The sequence below is a fragment of the Rhodococcus sp. NKCM2511 genome, from assembly GCF_014905595.1.
In the GTDB taxonomy this organism is placed as follows: Bacteria; Actinomycetota; Actinomycetes; order Mycobacteriales; family Mycobacteriaceae; genus Rhodococcoides; species Rhodococcoides fascians.
Map to the genome: position 1 here is coordinate 1,577,097 of NZ_BNHJ02000001.1, position 14,776 is coordinate 1,591,872.

The 14,776-nt window shown below is 64.1% G+C and carries 18 protein-coding genes; 8 read left to right on the forward strand and 10 right to left on the reverse strand.

The window, feature by feature from the left end; all coding sequences use genetic code 11:
• Window positions 1-192 precede the first annotated feature (192 nt).
• The gene (locus JLZ96_RS07120; protein ID WP_032373046.1) at window positions 193-489 is read left to right on the forward strand and encodes a hypothetical protein; all 297 of its coding nucleotides are present in this window, start codon (window positions 193-195) and stop codon (window positions 487-489) included.
• Window positions 490-577: 88 nt separating this feature from the next.
• Here the strand turns inward: JLZ96_RS07120 and JLZ96_RS07125 are convergent, their stop codons facing one another.
• The 5 genes from JLZ96_RS07125 to mrf all read right to left on the reverse strand — a co-directional run bounded on the left by JLZ96_RS07125 (window position 578) and on the right by mrf (window position 4,878).
• A complete protein-coding gene (locus tag JLZ96_RS07125) occupies window positions 578-1,759 on the reverse strand; it encodes an RtcB family protein (protein WP_201009733.1) in 1,182 nt (393 codons plus the stop codon).
• A 315-nt stretch (window positions 1,760-2,074) separates the two neighbouring features.
• Window positions 2,075-3,139, reverse strand: coding sequence for a VIT1/CCC1 family protein (locus JLZ96_RS07130; protein ID WP_201009734.1), 1,065 nt, complete (start codon window positions 3,137-3,139; stop codon window positions 2,075-2,077).
• 78 nt (window positions 3,140-3,217) lie between these two features.
• On the reverse strand, window positions 3,218-3,385 hold the full coding sequence (gene rpmF / locus JLZ96_RS07135; protein ID WP_027496033.1) for a 50S ribosomal protein L32: 168 nt from the start codon (window positions 3,383-3,385) through the stop codon (window positions 3,218-3,220).
• A gap of 3 nt (window positions 3,386-3,388) precedes the next feature.
• Entirely contained in the window at window positions 3,389-3,649 is a 261-nt protein-coding gene (locus JLZ96_RS07140; RefSeq protein WP_032365913.1) for a type B 50S ribosomal protein L31, read from the reverse strand.
• Window positions 3,646-4,878: a ribosome hibernation factor-recruiting GTPase MRF gene (gene mrf, locus JLZ96_RS07145; protein WP_201010679.1), complete on the reverse strand. Its 1,233-nt coding sequence runs from the start codon at window positions 4,876-4,878 to the stop codon at window positions 3,646-3,648. The genes JLZ96_RS07140 and mrf overlap by 4 nt, the downstream gene beginning before the upstream one ends.
• A gap of 137 nt (window positions 4,879-5,015) precedes the next feature.
• On the opposite strand from mrf, the gene rpmB reads away from it, so the two are divergent.
• The 7 genes from rpmB to JLZ96_RS07180 all read left to right on the forward strand — a co-directional run bounded on the left by rpmB (window position 5,016) and on the right by JLZ96_RS07180 (window position 8,113).
• The gene (gene rpmB, locus JLZ96_RS07150) at window positions 5,016-5,252 is read left to right on the forward strand and encodes a 50S ribosomal protein L28 (protein ID WP_032365915.1); all 237 of its coding nucleotides are present in this window, start codon (window positions 5,016-5,018) and stop codon (window positions 5,250-5,252) included.
• Window positions 5,249-5,419 (forward strand): 50S ribosomal protein L33, encoded by a 171-nt coding sequence (gene rpmG, locus JLZ96_RS07155; RefSeq protein WP_170944568.1) that lies wholly within the window; start codon window positions 5,249-5,251, stop codon window positions 5,417-5,419. Before rpmB ends, rpmG begins: the two co-directional genes overlap by 4 nt.
• A gap of 3 nt (window positions 5,420-5,422) precedes the next feature.
• Complete coding sequence (gene rpsN, locus JLZ96_RS07160; protein ID WP_032365916.1) at window positions 5,423-5,728, forward strand: 30S ribosomal protein S14; 306 nt, start codon at window positions 5,423-5,425, stop codon at window positions 5,726-5,728.
• A gap of 14 nt (window positions 5,729-5,742) precedes the next feature.
• Window positions 5,743-5,997 carry a 30S ribosomal protein S18 gene (rpsR, locus tag JLZ96_RS07165; RefSeq protein WP_008719028.1) on the forward strand — a complete coding sequence of 85 codons (255 nt, stop codon included), beginning with the start codon at window positions 5,743-5,745 and terminating at the stop codon, window positions 5,995-5,997.
• Between the two features lie 80 nt (window positions 5,998-6,077).
• Window positions 6,078-7,004, forward strand: coding sequence for an AEC family transporter (locus JLZ96_RS07170; RefSeq protein ID WP_032390811.1), 927 nt, complete (start codon window positions 6,078-6,080; stop codon window positions 7,002-7,004).
• Between the two features lie 46 nt (window positions 7,005-7,050).
• Entirely contained in the window at window positions 7,051-7,515 is a 465-nt protein-coding gene (locus JLZ96_RS07175; RefSeq protein WP_201009735.1) for a hypothetical protein, read from the forward strand.
• Window positions 7,516-7,540: 25 nt separating this feature from the next.
• A complete protein-coding gene (locus tag JLZ96_RS07180) occupies window positions 7,541-8,113 on the forward strand; it encodes a DUF1707 domain-containing protein (RefSeq protein ID WP_027496025.1) in 573 nt (190 codons plus the stop codon).
• Here the strand turns inward: JLZ96_RS07180 and JLZ96_RS07185 are convergent, their stop codons facing one another.
• From JLZ96_RS07185 to purN, 5 genes are all read right to left on the reverse strand, one after another.
• Window positions 8,114-10,060 carry a VWA domain-containing protein gene (locus JLZ96_RS07185; RefSeq protein ID WP_201009737.1) on the reverse strand — a complete coding sequence of 649 codons (1,947 nt, stop codon included), beginning with the start codon at window positions 10,058-10,060 and terminating at the stop codon, window positions 8,114-8,116.
• Window positions 10,060-11,445, reverse strand: a complete 1,386-nt coding sequence (locus JLZ96_RS07190) for a sigma 54-interacting transcriptional regulator (RefSeq protein ID WP_201009738.1) — start codon at window positions 11,443-11,445, stop codon at window positions 10,060-10,062. The genes JLZ96_RS07185 and JLZ96_RS07190 overlap by 1 nt, the downstream gene beginning before the upstream one ends.
• Window positions 11,446-11,723: 278 nt before the next feature.
• A complete protein-coding gene (locus JLZ96_RS07195; RefSeq protein ID WP_201009739.1) occupies window positions 11,724-12,431 on the reverse strand; it encodes a hypothetical protein in 708 nt (235 codons plus the stop codon).
• Window positions 12,432-12,579: 148 nt separating this feature from the next.
• Window positions 12,580-14,136 carry a bifunctional phosphoribosylaminoimidazolecarboxamide formyltransferase/IMP cyclohydrolase gene (gene purH / locus JLZ96_RS07200; RefSeq protein WP_201009740.1) on the reverse strand — a complete coding sequence of 519 codons (1,557 nt, stop codon included), beginning with the start codon at window positions 14,134-14,136 and terminating at the stop codon, window positions 12,580-12,582.
• Window positions 14,133-14,747, reverse strand: a complete 615-nt coding sequence (gene purN, locus JLZ96_RS07205; protein ID WP_201009741.1) for a phosphoribosylglycinamide formyltransferase — start codon at window positions 14,745-14,747, stop codon at window positions 14,133-14,135. Before purN ends, purH begins: the two co-directional genes overlap by 4 nt.
• Between the last annotated feature and the right edge of the window lie 29 nt (window positions 14,748-14,776).

Here is a 14,776-nt window from a genome sequence, read left to right on the forward strand (position 1 = left end):
ACAATTTGCTTGCCCATTCAGTGGACAACCAGCGCGCCGATGGCCGTACGCACTGCTACTGTGAGCACGAAACTTGAGGTCAGCGCCCGTTGGCTGAAGTTCGACGTGAGTTATACACCTCCGGTGATTGCACGCGCCCCTGTGGCTGCAGCCAGTCAGCGGGAGCCAACAGTTGAAAACCGAGGAGATGTCATGTTGAAGAAGTCGTTGACCGTAGCTGCACTGTCCATTGCCTGTGCGCTCGGATTCGCCCCGCTGGCGCAGGCCGCCGATGTGCCCGATTTCAAGGACAAGATCGAGGGCAAGTCGATCTCCGCCGCGCGAGCAATCATCAAGGACAGCGGCAACCTGATGCTGGTCAAGCTCGACGGCCCCATCAACGATTGCGCACTCGCAGATCGCACAGCAACTGCCCTGCGCTCGGTGTACTTCGCGCCCATCGACCGCAGCAACGTGACCATCACCTTCTCGTGCCCCGAAGAGGAGTGAGTCTTCTCCTCCCCTGAACGACACGAAGGACGCGCACCGAGAGTGATCTCGGTGCGCGTCCTTCGTCGTTCAACAGGGCCCTGCACCCTCAGGTCCCCTTGACGTTGAGAATCTGGCGTAGCTCGTGCTCGACGCTCACCAGGTCGCGGGCGTCCTCCATCACGACATCGATGGACTTGTAGGCGTCGGGAATCTCGTCGATGAAGTCGGCACTGTCCCGGAACTCGATCCCCTTCATCCGCTCCTGCAGGTTCTCGTGGGTGAACCGCTTCCTGGCTTCGGTCCGAGAGAACTGCCGACCGGCACCGTGAGGAGCCGAGCAGAGGCCGGCCTTGGAACCCTTTCCGACCACCACGTACGAGCGCGTTCCCATTGATCCGGGAATGATCGCCTTCACACCCTCGTGTGCGTCCACCGCACCTTTACGGGTGAGCCACACGTCCTTGCCGAAGTGCGTTTCCTTCACCGTGTAATTGTGATGGCAATTGATCCGCTCGACCTCGCGATGGTCGTCCGTTCCCATCCAATCGGCAAACTCCGCGCCGAACCGGTCCATCATCTCGGCCCGGTTCAGGTACGCGAACCGCTGCGCCCACCTCAGATCTCTGATGTACTGCCCGAATTCACGGGAGCTCTCGGGCAGGTACGCCAAGTCTTTGTTCGGCAACGAGATCCACCACTGCGCACACAGACGCTGCGCAATCCCGATGTGCTTCTTCGCGATCTTGTTGCCGACGCCCCTCGACCCACTGTGCAGAAACAGCCACACTCGATCGGTCTCGTCGAGGCACAACTCGGCAAAGTGATTGCCGCCGCCTAACGAACCGAGCTGCTCCCGCCACTGAGGTGAGTGGTTCAGCTCTACACCGTCCCTGACCGCCAACTCCTCGAGTTCGAGCAGCTTTGGCGCAGTGAACTGCCATCGATCGACACCGACGTTGTAGTTGCCGGGCGAGAGGGGGATGCTGGCCTCGATGGCGAGTCGCAAATCCTTCAGGTTCCGTCCGTCGAGGTCATCGAGGGTGAATCCTGTTCGGACACCAATCATTCCGCAGCCGATGTCGACACCGACGGCGGCGGGAATCACGGCACCCAACGTCGGAATGACTGTTCCTACAGCACTACCCATTCCACTGTGTGCGTCGGGCATCAGAGCGACGTGCGGATGCACGAACGGCATCGATGCTGTTTCGCGAGCCTGCTCGAGCGTCTTGTCCTCGAGCTGTGACGCCCAATTGAGCAGCCGTAAGCCCACCTTGTTCGGGGGCATGATGTTCCTTCCTGCCCCCTCGACGAGAGAGAGCTATTCGATGGGTCGCTGTTTGCCGGTGAGAGCAGCACACAGCTCGGATGAATATGCGCGCAGCACAATGCTCGGACGGACTCTCGTGTCGAGAGCCGCGCAGGGCAGACAAGTGGCGCGCATGGCGATGACCCTATCGAGCTGAAAGTCTCCGACGCGAGCTAATTAATTCGAACGCGAGGATGGCAGACGGGACAGAATGCACAGAAGTGCGCCGCTCGGACGGGATCCCGTCGATGTGCGTCGCATTTGTGCATTCCTGCCCAGAACGCAGAGCGGAACCTACGCTCCCCCACCGAATGCGAGTCCCAGTAGATACGTCGCCCCGGCCGCGCCGTATCCGATGGCGAGTTGTCGCAGTGCACGTTTGACGGGCGGGCCGCCGCTGAGCAGTCCGACGATCAGGCCCGTACAGATCAGCGCCAGTCCGACGAGCACCGCTGCAACGGCAAGGGCGACATAGCCTTCGAGACCGAACAGGTACGGCAACACCGGGATGACGGCACCCGAGGCGAAGAAGCAGAAGCTCGCTGCGGCGGCACCGAGTCCGGTTCCGATGGATTCGTGCTCGTCGATGTCGGTGGCCGGTTCTTCGACGGCGGGGAGGAGTCGGATGACGTCCGCTGCTTTCGCGTCGGCTTCCTCGTGGGTCATTCCGCGAGCGCGGTAGACGAGGGCGAGTTCGTTGGCGTCGACGTCGAGGTGTTGAACGGCCTCATTCGCGGCGCTGTCGGGCGACGATGCCTCGAGCAGTTCGCGTTGTGAGCGCACCGAGACGTATTCGCCTGCTCCCATCGATAGCGCACCGGCAAGCAGGCCGGCGAGTCCGGTGACCAACACGATCTGGTTGGACACTCCGGATCCACTGATGCCGAGCACCAAGGCGAGGTTGCTGACCAATCCGTCGTTGGCACCGAACACCGCGGCGCGGAAGGTTCCCGACAGCCGATTTCGGCCACGGGCAGCCAGTGCCCGGATCACCTCGGCGTGAATTTGCTCGTCGGCCGTCATCGCGTCGGTGGCATCCGCGTCGGTCGCGTAGGGCGATCGGGTCTCGGCGCGTTGCGCGAGGGCGAGCACGAACACCGATCCGAAGCGGCGCGCCAGCACGCCGAGGATCCGGGTACGAATGTCGCCTTTGAGCGGCATCCCGACGCGATCGCCGAGCAGATTGCGCCAATGCTGTTCGTGGCGACCTTCCGCGTCGGCCAACTCGAGCAGAATGTCGCGTTCCTCACCGCTGCGCCTACCCGCCAGGTCGCGATAGACGGCGGCCTCGGCCCGCTCGTCGGCGAGGTACTGCCGCCATCGCTTGACGTCCTTCGACGAGGGTTCCGTTCCGTCCATCGAGCAAACGTACCGGGCTCCGCCCTCGTGCGCGTTGTGCGTACCTGGAAGGACGCACAACGCGCACGAGCGGGGGGGTCAGCTCGGGTCGTAGACGCCGGCCTGAACCGCTTTGACCAACCTGCGCGGCACTCGGAACTCTCGGCCCTGAAAACGCACGGTCACGAGATCCGGGGCGACGGCTTTCCACTGTGCCCGTCGGCTACGCGTGTTGGAACGCGACATCTTTCTCTTCGGAACAGCCATGTCTCACGCCTCCTTTCGGCTTCGACGGCCGTAGCGCTTCTCGAACTTCTCGACGCGTCCCTGGGTGTCCATGACGCGTGTCGCCCCGGTCCAGAAAGGATGCGATTCGGACGAGACGTCGACGACGATCAGGGGGTAGGTGTTGCCGTCTTCCCACTCGGTCTCGCGGGCGGACGTGACGGTGGATCGAGTGAGAAATTTGTTTCCGGTGCTCGAGTCCTGGAACACCACCGGGTGGTAATCGGGGTGGATGCCTGGCTTCATTCTGTTGCCTCTCGTGACTGGTCTGCGTACGGGGATTCGCTGCTCTCGCAGGGGTCTTCGTGCCACTGGCCGAACGGGTCGGTCCACGTGGCCCACTGATCGGGATCGGTCATCTCGTCGTCGGACACCAACGCCCACTGCAGAGTTCGGTCGATCTCGGTGGGGTCGGCCTGATGCACCAAGATCACCAATGACGTGTCGCGATCACCGAATTGCTCGTCCCACCGCAGTGCAGCCATCGCTCGTCGGGTGGTGTCGACGCGATCCTGTTCCACCGGAGTCATTGCCGCAAGCCACTTTCCGGCGCTCGCCACCCGTAGTCCGCCGCCGGCCGATTCGATCCACAGCGCTTCGTCGGGTTGTGTGGCCACCCATGCCCGTCCGCGAGCGGTGACGACGCCGTCGAGCAACACGTCGATGGCCTCGTGGAGTCGTTCGGGATGGAACGGCCGAGTTGCGGTGAACTCCACGAGTGCGACTCCGCAGTCGACGGACAAGGGCGGCTGGCCGCGCAACAGCGGAGAGTGGGCGTCGGTGATCTCACCGCGCCGGGCATCGAAGGGAACGGACGCGAGAACTGCTGGGCCGTCGACCATCGAGTCCTGCGAAACCCAGACGACGGGTGCGTTCGGCGCCAACCGCGCGAGGACAGCCGCGAGCCTGGCGCGCTCCCACGCGTCGACATCGGGACCTGCGGTGACGACGAGCGCGTCGGAGTAGTCCACCTGGCCTACTACCAACTGCGCCACGGTTCGATCGTCGTCGCCGCTGGCGACGATGCCTCGGTCTGCCAAGGTGTCGTCGCCGGTGGCGTCGGCCAACCAGGTTGCGGCGTCGAGGCAGCCGATCACGGCCTCGATACGGACGTCCCTCGAGGCCGGTCCGTCGATCTGCCCCACCACGTCGGCGACGATGACGTTGTCCACCGCCCAGCACAACGCCTCGGGCTCGAGTGCAGGGTCCAGAACGAGCACGATGCGATCGACACTGCTGCGACTCGACAGTGCACGTAGCAGCGGCAGCAGGTCCTCGCGCAGCGTGCAGGAGACACAGCCGTGCGCCAGTTCCAAGATCGTCTCGCGCGGGTTCTCACCCAGGACGAACAACGTTCGGCGTACGACGCCCTCGGTGACGCGGCTCAGGTCGTGGCGGACTGCGACAGTTCCCGGCGCGAGCAGCGATGTCACGACAGCGTCCATGGCTCCGGTCCAGCCGGAGACGAGGACCATCGGGGTTCGATCGTCCGGTGATGTGTTCACGAGCGCCTTTCTTCTCGACAACGATTGTCATTCTCTGAGGATGCACGCTACATTCGCTTGAACGCTTTGTCGAAAACGATTGTCATAACGGCAAGAAAGGAGTGCTCATGTCAGCGCACTGCCAAGTCACCGGCCGCACCCCCAGCTTCGGAAAGTCGGTCTCGCACTCCCACGTGCGCACCAGCCGCAGGTGGGATCCCAACATCCAGCGCAAGACCTACTACGCGCCCAGCCTCGGACGCCGCGTCACCCTCACGCTCTCGGCCAAGGGCATCAAGACCATCGACCGCGACGGAATCGACGCCGTGGTGGCCAAGATCCGCGCACGTGGGGAGAAGATCTGATGGGCAAGAGCACCGACGTCCGCCCCATCGTCAAACTCAAGTCGACCGCGGGTACCGGCTACACCTACGTCACCCGCAAGAACCGCCGGAACGATCCCGACCGACTCGTGATGAAGAAATACGACCCGGTCGTCCGCAAGCACGTCGATTTCCGAGAGGAGCGCTGACCGGTGGCCAAGAAATCGAAGATCGCGAAGAACGAGCAACGCAAGGTCGTCGTCGCCCGCTGGGCAACGCGTCGCGCCGAGCTCAAAGAGATCATTCGCAAGCCCTCGAGCAGCGATTCCGAGCGCGCGGGGGCCCAGGCGGCACTGCAGCGTCTGCCACGCGATTCGAGTCCGGTACGATTGCGCAATCGTGACGCTGCGGATGGACGTCCGCGCGGTTACCTACGGAAATTCGGGCTGTCCCGCGTGAAGATGCGCGAGATGGCTCACCGCGGGGAGCTGCCAGGCGTCCACAAGTCGAGCTGGTAAGGGAAAAGGTAGAGATGGCAGTCAAGAGAGCACCGTCGAAGAAGGTCCGCGCAGAGGCGGGTCGTCGACCGAAGAAGAACCCGTTGAACGCCGCCAAGGTCACCACGGTGGACTACAAGGACATCAACCTTCTTCGTCAGTTCATTTCCGACCGCGGCAAGATCCGTAGCCGCCGGGTCACCGGGCTCACCCCGCAGCAGCAGCGCCAGGTCGCTGTCGCAGTGAAGAACGCTCGTGAAATGGCATTGCTGCCGTTCACCAGCCGCTGAATCAGCTTTCGAGAAAGGCCACGTAGCCCTGGGCTACGTGGCCTTTCTGTCGTTCCCAGCAAGAAACGAGCAGTTCTACGATGTCCGGCGTTCTCGAAGGCTTCACCGTCATCTTCGTCGTCATCGCACTGGGCTACCTGCTCGCCCATCTGAAAATCCTCGGCGAACACGGCCAGTTCGTTCTGAGCCGACTGGTCTTCTTCGTGGCGACGCCGTCGCTGCTGTTCGTCACGTTGGCCAATTCGGACCTGTCGGTCATCCTGTCCCCCGTTCTTGCCGTCGCCGGTTCCACTGCGCTGCTCGTCGGGGCCATCTACTTCCTCATCGCGAAGCTCGCGCTGAAACGCGCCGTGCCCGACGCGACCGTCGGCGCACTCGCGAGCTCCTACGTCAATGCCGCGAACCTCGGTATCCCGATCGCCGTGTTCGTTCTGGGCGACGCCAACTTCGTCGCTCCCCTGCTGCTGTTCCAGATCATGATCTACACGCCGATCGCGGTGACCGTCCTCGACATCTCCACCAAGATCGACGAGGTCTCACTGTTCAAGACGGTCACGACACCGTTCCGAAACCCGATCGTGCTGGCCGGGGCTGCGGGTCTCGTACTGTCGATCACCGGATTCGAGCTCCCCGAGGCGCTCATGCAGCCGTTCCAACTCGTCGGCAACCTGTCCGTTCCGGGTGCACTGCTCGCGTTCGGACTGTCGCTGTACGGCGCGCGGGTACTGCAGAAGGGCATCAGCCCGCGACGAGACGTGGCTCTGGCGACCCTGTTCAAGATGGCGCTGCAGCCCCTGCTCGGGTATCTGATGGCCCGATTCGTCTTCGGCCTCGACGGGCACGACCTGTTCGCCATCGTCGTTGTCTCGGCACTGCCCACGGCGCAGAACGTCTTCGTCTTCGCGAGCCGCTACCAGCGAGGGGTCGTTCTGGCCCGCGACACGGCATTCGTCACGACCCTGGTCTCGATTCCCGTCATCGCACTCGTCACGGTGCTGCTGGCATGAGACGAACACAAAGGTTCTCCTCAGCTCCCAGCGCTACTTTGGGTTCATGAGGTTTCTCGCTGCAGGTGTCATGCTGTGCCTGCTCTTGGCCGGCTGCAGCACCGCCGCCGGTGACGACGACGAGACGACACCGGCAACGAACTCCACCACCCCCATCGGGTTCGTCCAGCAACCCAGCGCGCCGCCCGTCCCCCACGAGGTTCCCGTCGGCGACGTCGGCACGATGTTCGAGTCGACCCCGGATCTGATCCGTGCGACGACCACTCCGTTCGAGTCGTGGAGCCAGGTGTCCCCCAACACCATCGCGGTGCACTTCGTCACCGGCACGCCCGAGTGCTACGGAGCCGACGCGACGGTGACCGAGACCGATACGGCCGTCACGATCGAACTGCGGACCGGGACCAGACCGGACGCCGAGGACAAGTCCTGCATCATGGTTGCCGTCTACGCCACCATGCAGATCACGCTGGCGTCGCCGCTGGGTCATCGCGCAATCCTGAATGCGGCCTGACCCGGTCGCCGGTAATGTCCGACCGGTGAGCGACCAACTACCCGACCGAAATCGAAGTACGGTGCGCGCTGCCGATGCCGATCGCAACCTCGTGGCGCAGCTGCTGAGCGACGCGTTCGCCAACGGTCAACTGACCGTCACCGAGTACGACGAGCGGACGGCCGCGGCGTACCGAGCGAAGACCTACGGCGACTTGGACCTGTTGACCGACGATCTGGCCCTCACCCCACCTCCGCAGACGACGCAGACCGGTGCGCCCCAGACCGATCGGGCCATCGCGATCATGAGCGGATCGGTACGCAAAGGCGAATGGACCGTCGCCGCACGCATCGACGCCCTCGCTTTCTGGGGCGGAGTGCAACTCGACCTACGCCGAGCGACGTTCTCGGCCCAGGAAACCACGATCAACTGCGTCGCGATCATGGGCGGCATCGAGATCACCGTGCCGCCCGGCATCGGCGTCGAGGTCCGCGGCACCGGAATCATGGGCGGATTCGAGCACGTCAGCGCCACTCACCCCGGTGCGCCCCGAGTGGTCATCACCGGACTCGCCTTCTGGGGCGGAGTCTCGGTGGACATCAAGGCAGCAGAGAAGTGACTACGACCGTCGACGCTTGAGGTAGTCGCTCACCACCGCAGCACCCAATCCGTCCAGATCCGGCGCGATGACCCGGCCGCCGACCCGCTCGGCCATCTTGTCGACCACCCGGGCCAGACCTGGATCGTCACCGAGTCGGAAAATCGTCACCTGCGCACCGAGTTTCGCGACGGTATCGAGCTCACGCACCGTCAACCCCAACGTCTTCGACGACGGCGGGTAATCGAAATACGCATGGCCGTCCGGCTCGAGATGAGCCGTCGGCTCACCGTCGGTGACGATCAAGACCACCGGCTGCGCATTGGGATGACGACGCAGATGTCGCACTGCGAGCATCAACGCGTGATGCAGATTGGTGCCCTGATCGTAGGCACCGTCCAGGCCGGCCAGCTCCGACGCCGTCAAAGTCTGTGCATGCCTGCCGAATCCGATCAGCTGCAGATCGTCACCGCGAAAACGAGTACTCACCAGATGATTCAGAGCCAGTGCGGTGCGCTTCATCGGTACCCAGCGGCCGTCCATCACCATCGAGAACGACGTGTCGACCAACAACGCCACCGCAGCCTGCGTTCGGGTTTCGGCTTCGCTGATCTCCACATCCGTCACCTGCAGCTGCACCGGAAAGCCCGATCCCTGTGCAGCCGTACGCAAGACGGCATTGTTGACCGTGCGGGTCACGTCCCACGGTTCGGTGTCGCCGAATTCCCAGGTGCGCGACGCTCCCGTCGGCTCACCCATCGCGCCGGCCTTACGAGTATCTCGCTCGCCGCCGCGTCGAGACAGCTTTCCAGCGACATCCTTCAACGCCGACTGCCCCAATTGACGCATGGCCTTCGGCGACAGACGCCACTGACCATCGGCTCCCTTGTCCATGAAACCCTGCTGCTGCAGCGCCTTTTCGAGCTCCGAGAGCATCCGGGCATCGGCAGCAGCCTCCGGTCCGAGCTGTTTCAGCAGGGCATCGGCGTCGATATCGTCCAGCGCCGCGCCGTTGTACTGCTGCGAGAGCTGGTTTCCCAGGTTCTCGAGATCGGCAATGTCCTGCAGTGCCCCGGTACCGTCACCGAGGCCCATTCCGTTCTCGCCGCGGAAGTTCTGCGAACCGTCCCAGTCCTCACCGGGCCGGGCCTGCTGCAGATTCTGATCCAGTTGATCGAGCTGATCCAGCAGGTTCGAATCACCGAAGGCCTGCTGGGCCAACGCATCCAACTCGGCTCGCTGCTCGGGAGTCAGAGAGTTGCGTAGTCGCTGCGCGGCGGCAGCCCTTTCCGCCAGTGAATCGAGTAGCTCGTCGACATTCTTCGGATTCTCCGGAAAATGCTGACCGTGCTTGTTCATGAACTCGTCGAACTGCTCGTCGGTGTTCTCGCCCTTGTTGTGGGCGTCGAGCAGTTCGTTGAGGTCCTTCAGCATCTCGCTGATGGCCTGACGATCCTGCTCGGTGGCACCTTCGAGAGCCTGCTTCATGCCGGCGAATCTCTGATCGAGCATCTCGCGGCCGAGCAGATCCTTGATCTTCTCGTAGTTCTCGCGCCCCTCCGACGAACGCCAGTCGTAGTCCGAGAGCTCCTGCACCGCTTGCGCGGTGGACGGCGAGAGATCACCGATCTGCATCTCCTGGAACCGCGCATCGTCGTCGAGGGCACGCGCCAACGCCTTGCGCTCCTCGAGCACCGCCTTGTCCAGCAGCTCACGCACTTCCTGCAGCGTGCCGTCGAGGTTGTTCTGCTTCAACAGATCTCGGCGACGCTTGGCAGCCTGGGCCGCGAGGTCGTCGAGCCCGCGCATGTTCTTCGTTCCGCGCCGCAGCATCTCCTGCAACGCCCGGCGAGGCGACGCCCCCTCGAGGACGTCCTCGCCGATCGCATCCAACGCCTCCCGCAGATCGACGGGAGGAGCCAGTGGATCCGGGCCCTCGTGATAGCGCCCGTACCTGGAGCGACGCATCAGCTGTACACCGTCTGGCCGTCGTCGTCGGGATCCTTCGAGATTCGCCGCGCGAGGTAGAGACCTTCGAGCGCCAGTTCGACGGCGGCTGCTTTCTCGCCGTCCGAGGTCGCCTTCAACCGCTCGGTGATGTCGCCGATCACGGATACGTCGGGCAGCTCGTCGAGCAGAGCCTTTGCGGTGATGCGATCGCCGGTGACGATCGGGTCGCCGGTCTCGACGGCCGTCACCAACGCCGCGAGGTTCAGGCCGCCCAGGTGTGCCCGGACGGTATCGGCCGTCGCGCGTCGCAGCATGTGTTCGAGAACCTCGATTTCGCGGCCTTCTTCGCCGGACTCGAATTCGACCTTGCCGCGCAGCACCTCGATGATCGTTCCCAGATCCACCGGCCGCGCCACGGCGTCCGCTTCGCCGAGTATCGCGGCGCGGTGAACCGCTGCGGCAGCGATCGTTTCGGCAGCGGCGATCGCGAATCGTGCCGAGACACCGGAGCGCTGGTCGACCGACGGCGATTCGCGCAGCAGTCGAGTGAACCGAGCGAGCACCTCGAGCAGGTATGCCGGGACCTCGGCCTGCAGGTCCGCTTCCTGATCGATGACGGCTACCTCGTCGTCCAGCTCGAGCGGGTAGTGCGTCCTGATCTCGGCACCGAAGCGGTCCTTGAGCGGGGTGATGATGCGTCCGCGATTGGTGTAGTCCTCGGGGTTGGCACTGGCCACCAACATGACGTCGAGCGGGAGCCGCAGGGTGTAGCCGCGGACCTGAATGTCGCGCTCCTCCATGACGTTGAGCAGCGACACCTGGATGCGCTCCGCGAGGTCGGGAAGTTCGTTGATGGCCACGATGCCGCGGTGACTCCGCGGAACCAGACCGAAGTGAATGGTCTCCGGGTCGCCCAGGCTGCGGCCCTCGGCGACCTTCACCGGATCGACATCGCCGACGAGGTCGGCCACCGAGGTATCCGGGGTGGCGAGCTTCTCGGCGTACCGCTCGCTGCGGTGCCGCCACTCGATGGGCAGGCCGTCGCCCAGTTCCTTCGCTCTACGAATGCTCGCAGGGGTGATGGGCTCGTACGGATGCTCGCCCAGTTCGGCCCCGGCGATCACCGGCACCCACTCGTCGAGCAGCAGGTTGAGGGTACGCAGCAAACGCGTCTTGCCCTGCCCGCGCTCACCCAACAGAACGACGTCATGACCGGCCAGAATCGCGCGCTCGAATTGCGGCAGCACCGTCGACCCGAAGCCGACGATCCCCGGCCACGGATCCTCGCCGTCACGCAACGCCGTCAAAAGATTTTCGCGGAGCTCTTCCTTGATCGACCGCTGCCGATGTCCGGATGCCTTGAGTTCGCCGAGAGTGGAGATGCCAGGTTTGGTGGAGGTCACTTCTCCACGCTACGAGCGTTTGACGATTGCTGCCATCTAGTGGTCCGTTGTGGTTCCGTCGAGTTCGCACTTATGCCACCCGAACTGGACAATTCCCCTGCACAACTGCGATCTCGCTAGATCGGTGCTCCTGCCTCACGGAGCTTGGCCCGAACTCGACGGACGACTTCGTCGGGACGACGGCGGAGTTGTTCGGAATTGACCCGAACGATATGCCAATCGCACTGCTGCAAGTCCTCGTACCTCTCGATGTCGCGGGTCCGCTGACGCTCGTCGAGTCAGTGCTGCACCCCCTCGTATTCCACCCCGACACGCCACCTCTCCCACCTCATGTCGATCCGCGCGACAAATCGACCACGCGCATCTCGAATGTCGATCTGGGTGGTGGGTTTCGGGAGTCCAGCATCGATCAGCAACAGGCGTGTGCGCGTCTCCTGCGGCGATTCCGCGCCTCCATCCACACGACCGAGGGCGTCGAGCAGCACCCGGATACCCCGACACCTCGGACGCAGTGACGCGAATGCACTCACCGCATCCCGCTCGAGGCCGGTCGCGGCCATGAGTGAATCGAGGAAGATCACGGACTGCGGTGGCGAAACCCATCGCCCGATATCGAACGCGGTTCGTACGGGGTTGGTCACCGCCACCCCGCCGACAACGAGCACATCGGCAGGCTCGATCGAGTCGCGCCGGAGGATCAGCCCTGGTATTCGATGTGATTTTTTCAGCGCAAGCACAGTGGGCGGCACCGAGGCGTCGAACCATCGCGCGCCATGTATGGCGGCCGCCGAAGTACCCGCGACAATTGCGCTGTTGCCGACGCACACAGATGCCGCCGCAGCCAGGGTCCGCGCATCCAGGGTGGTTCCCGCGGGCACATACGTGTCACTGAACACTCGTACATAGTCGCGGCTCAGTCGATGACGACTCAATGCTCCCGACTGCACTGCAACCGACCCACGAAACGGTCCTGACTCGATCCCCATCGCTCAACCCTGGCAGGGTCGAGCCCCTCGACACGGCCAGCAGCGCGATCTGTGGACAACTATTCGGTCATCCACAGATCGCCGAGATCGCAGTTATGCGAGCGGAAATGGTGTAAAAGGCTGCACAACTGCGATCTCGACGGAGCAGCTAGTGGGCGAAGTGCCGCGAACCCGTCAGATACAGCGTCACGCCCGCGTCCTGGGCAGCAGCGATCACTTCGTTGTCGCGGACCGAACCACCGGGCTGCACAACGGCTTTGACGCCCGCGGTCATGAGGACCTGCAAGCCGTCGGGGAACGGGAAGAAGGCATCGGAGGATGCGACCGAACCGACGACGCGATCCCCGGCACGCTGGACTGCGAGGTGGGCGGCGTCGACGCGGTTGACCTGGCCCATTCCGACGCCGACCGACGCGCCGTCGTGAGCGAGCAGAATTGCGTTGGACTTGACGGCTCGTCCTGCGCGCCAAGCGAATTCGAGATCCTTGAGGGTCTGCTCGTCGGCGGGTTCGCCCGCAGCCAGGGTCCAGTTGGCCGGATCGTCGCCGTCGGCGTCGATGACGTCTCTCTGCTGCAGCAGTGCCCCGCCGGAGATCGGCTTGAGTTCGACGCCCGACGTGGGCGGCGCTTCTGCGAGCAGAACTCGAATGTTCTTCTTGCGCTGTAGCACTCCCAGTGCGCCGTCGGCGTAGGACGGCGCGATGATGACCTCGGTGAAGATCTCGGCGACCTGCTCGGCCATCTCGACGGTGACCTCACGGTTGGCCGCGATGACGCCGCCGTAGGCGCTCACCGGATCGCACGCATGCGCCTTGCGGTGCGCCTCGGCGATGTCGGTGCCGACGGCGATGCCGCACGGGTTGGCGTGCTTGATGATCGCGACGGTGGGCTCCGAGTGATCGAACGCTGCCCGCCAGGCCGCATCCGAATCGGTGAAGTTGTTGTACGACATATCTTTTCCGTGCAGCTGCTCGGCCTGCGCGATGCCGGCAGCAGCGGAGGAGTCGACGTACAGGGCAGCCTTCTGGTGCGGGTTCTCGCCGTACCGAAGTACTGCGGAGCGGTCCCAGGTGCCGCCGATCCACTCGGGAAACACCGTCTCGGTGTCGGGGGTCAGGACGCTCGACATCCACGACGCCACTGCGACGTCGTACGCCGCGGTGTGCTGAAATGCCTGCGCGGCAAGAGATGTGCGCTCGGCGAGCGTGAATCCGCCACCGGAGACAGCGGAGAGTACGTCGTCGTACCGGCTCGGGTCGACGACAACCGCGACCGACGGGTGATTCTTGGCTGCGGCGCGCACCATCGAGGGGCCGCCGATGTCGATCTGCTCGACGCATTCGTCGGGCGTCGCACCACTGGCGACGGTCTCGGTGAACGGGTACAGGTTGACCACGACGAGCTCGAACGCCTCGATGCCCAGCTCGTCCAGCTGAGCCAGGTGCTCGGGCTTGCGGGTGTCGGCGAGAACCCCGGCATGGACGCGAGGATGCAGCGTCTTGACGCGACCCTCGAGGGTTTCGGGGAATCCGGTGAGGTCCTCGACCTTGGTGACCGGGATTCCGGCGTCGGCGATCTTGCTCGCCGTCGATCCGGTGGACACCAGAGCGACGCCCGCGGCATGCAAACCGGTCGCAAGTTCGATCAGTCCGGTCTTGTCGTAGACACTGACCAGTGCGCGGCGCACCGCTTTACGTTCACTCATCGGATTATCTGAGCCTTTCGTCCATCGGAGGTGACACCTTTGGCTGCGACCGCTGCGATCACGTCGACCAGCAACCGTCGTTCCACAGTCTTGATGCGTTCGTGCAATGCCGCTTCGTCGTCGCCGTCGAGAACGGGCACGGCTTCCTGAGCCAGGATCGGCCCGGTGTCGACGCCGGAATCGACCAGATGCACCGTCGAACCGGTCAGTTTCACGCCGTGGTCCAGCGCGTCGCGAACGGCGTGCGCACCCGGGAACGACGGCAACAGCGCGGGGTGCGTGTTGACTATCCGGCCGGCGAACGCGTCGAGAAATCGAGGGCCGAGGATCTTCATGAACCCTGCGGTGACGATCAGATCGGGCTCGAACCCCAGTGCAGCGTCGGTGAGCGCCGCATCCCAGGCCGACCGATCGGCGAAGTCTCGCAAGCCGATACGAAAATGTGGGATCGCGGCATCGTCGGCATGACTAGCGGCCGCGCACTCTCGATCGACTCCGACGGCCACGATGCGTGCCGGGTAGTCCTCGGCAGTTGTCGCGGCGACGAGCGACTGCAGGAGCGAGCCGGTCCCCGACGCGAGGACGACGACCCGCGCGGGTGTCTCACGCAAGGCAGTCAGCGCACTACTCCTGAGGTATC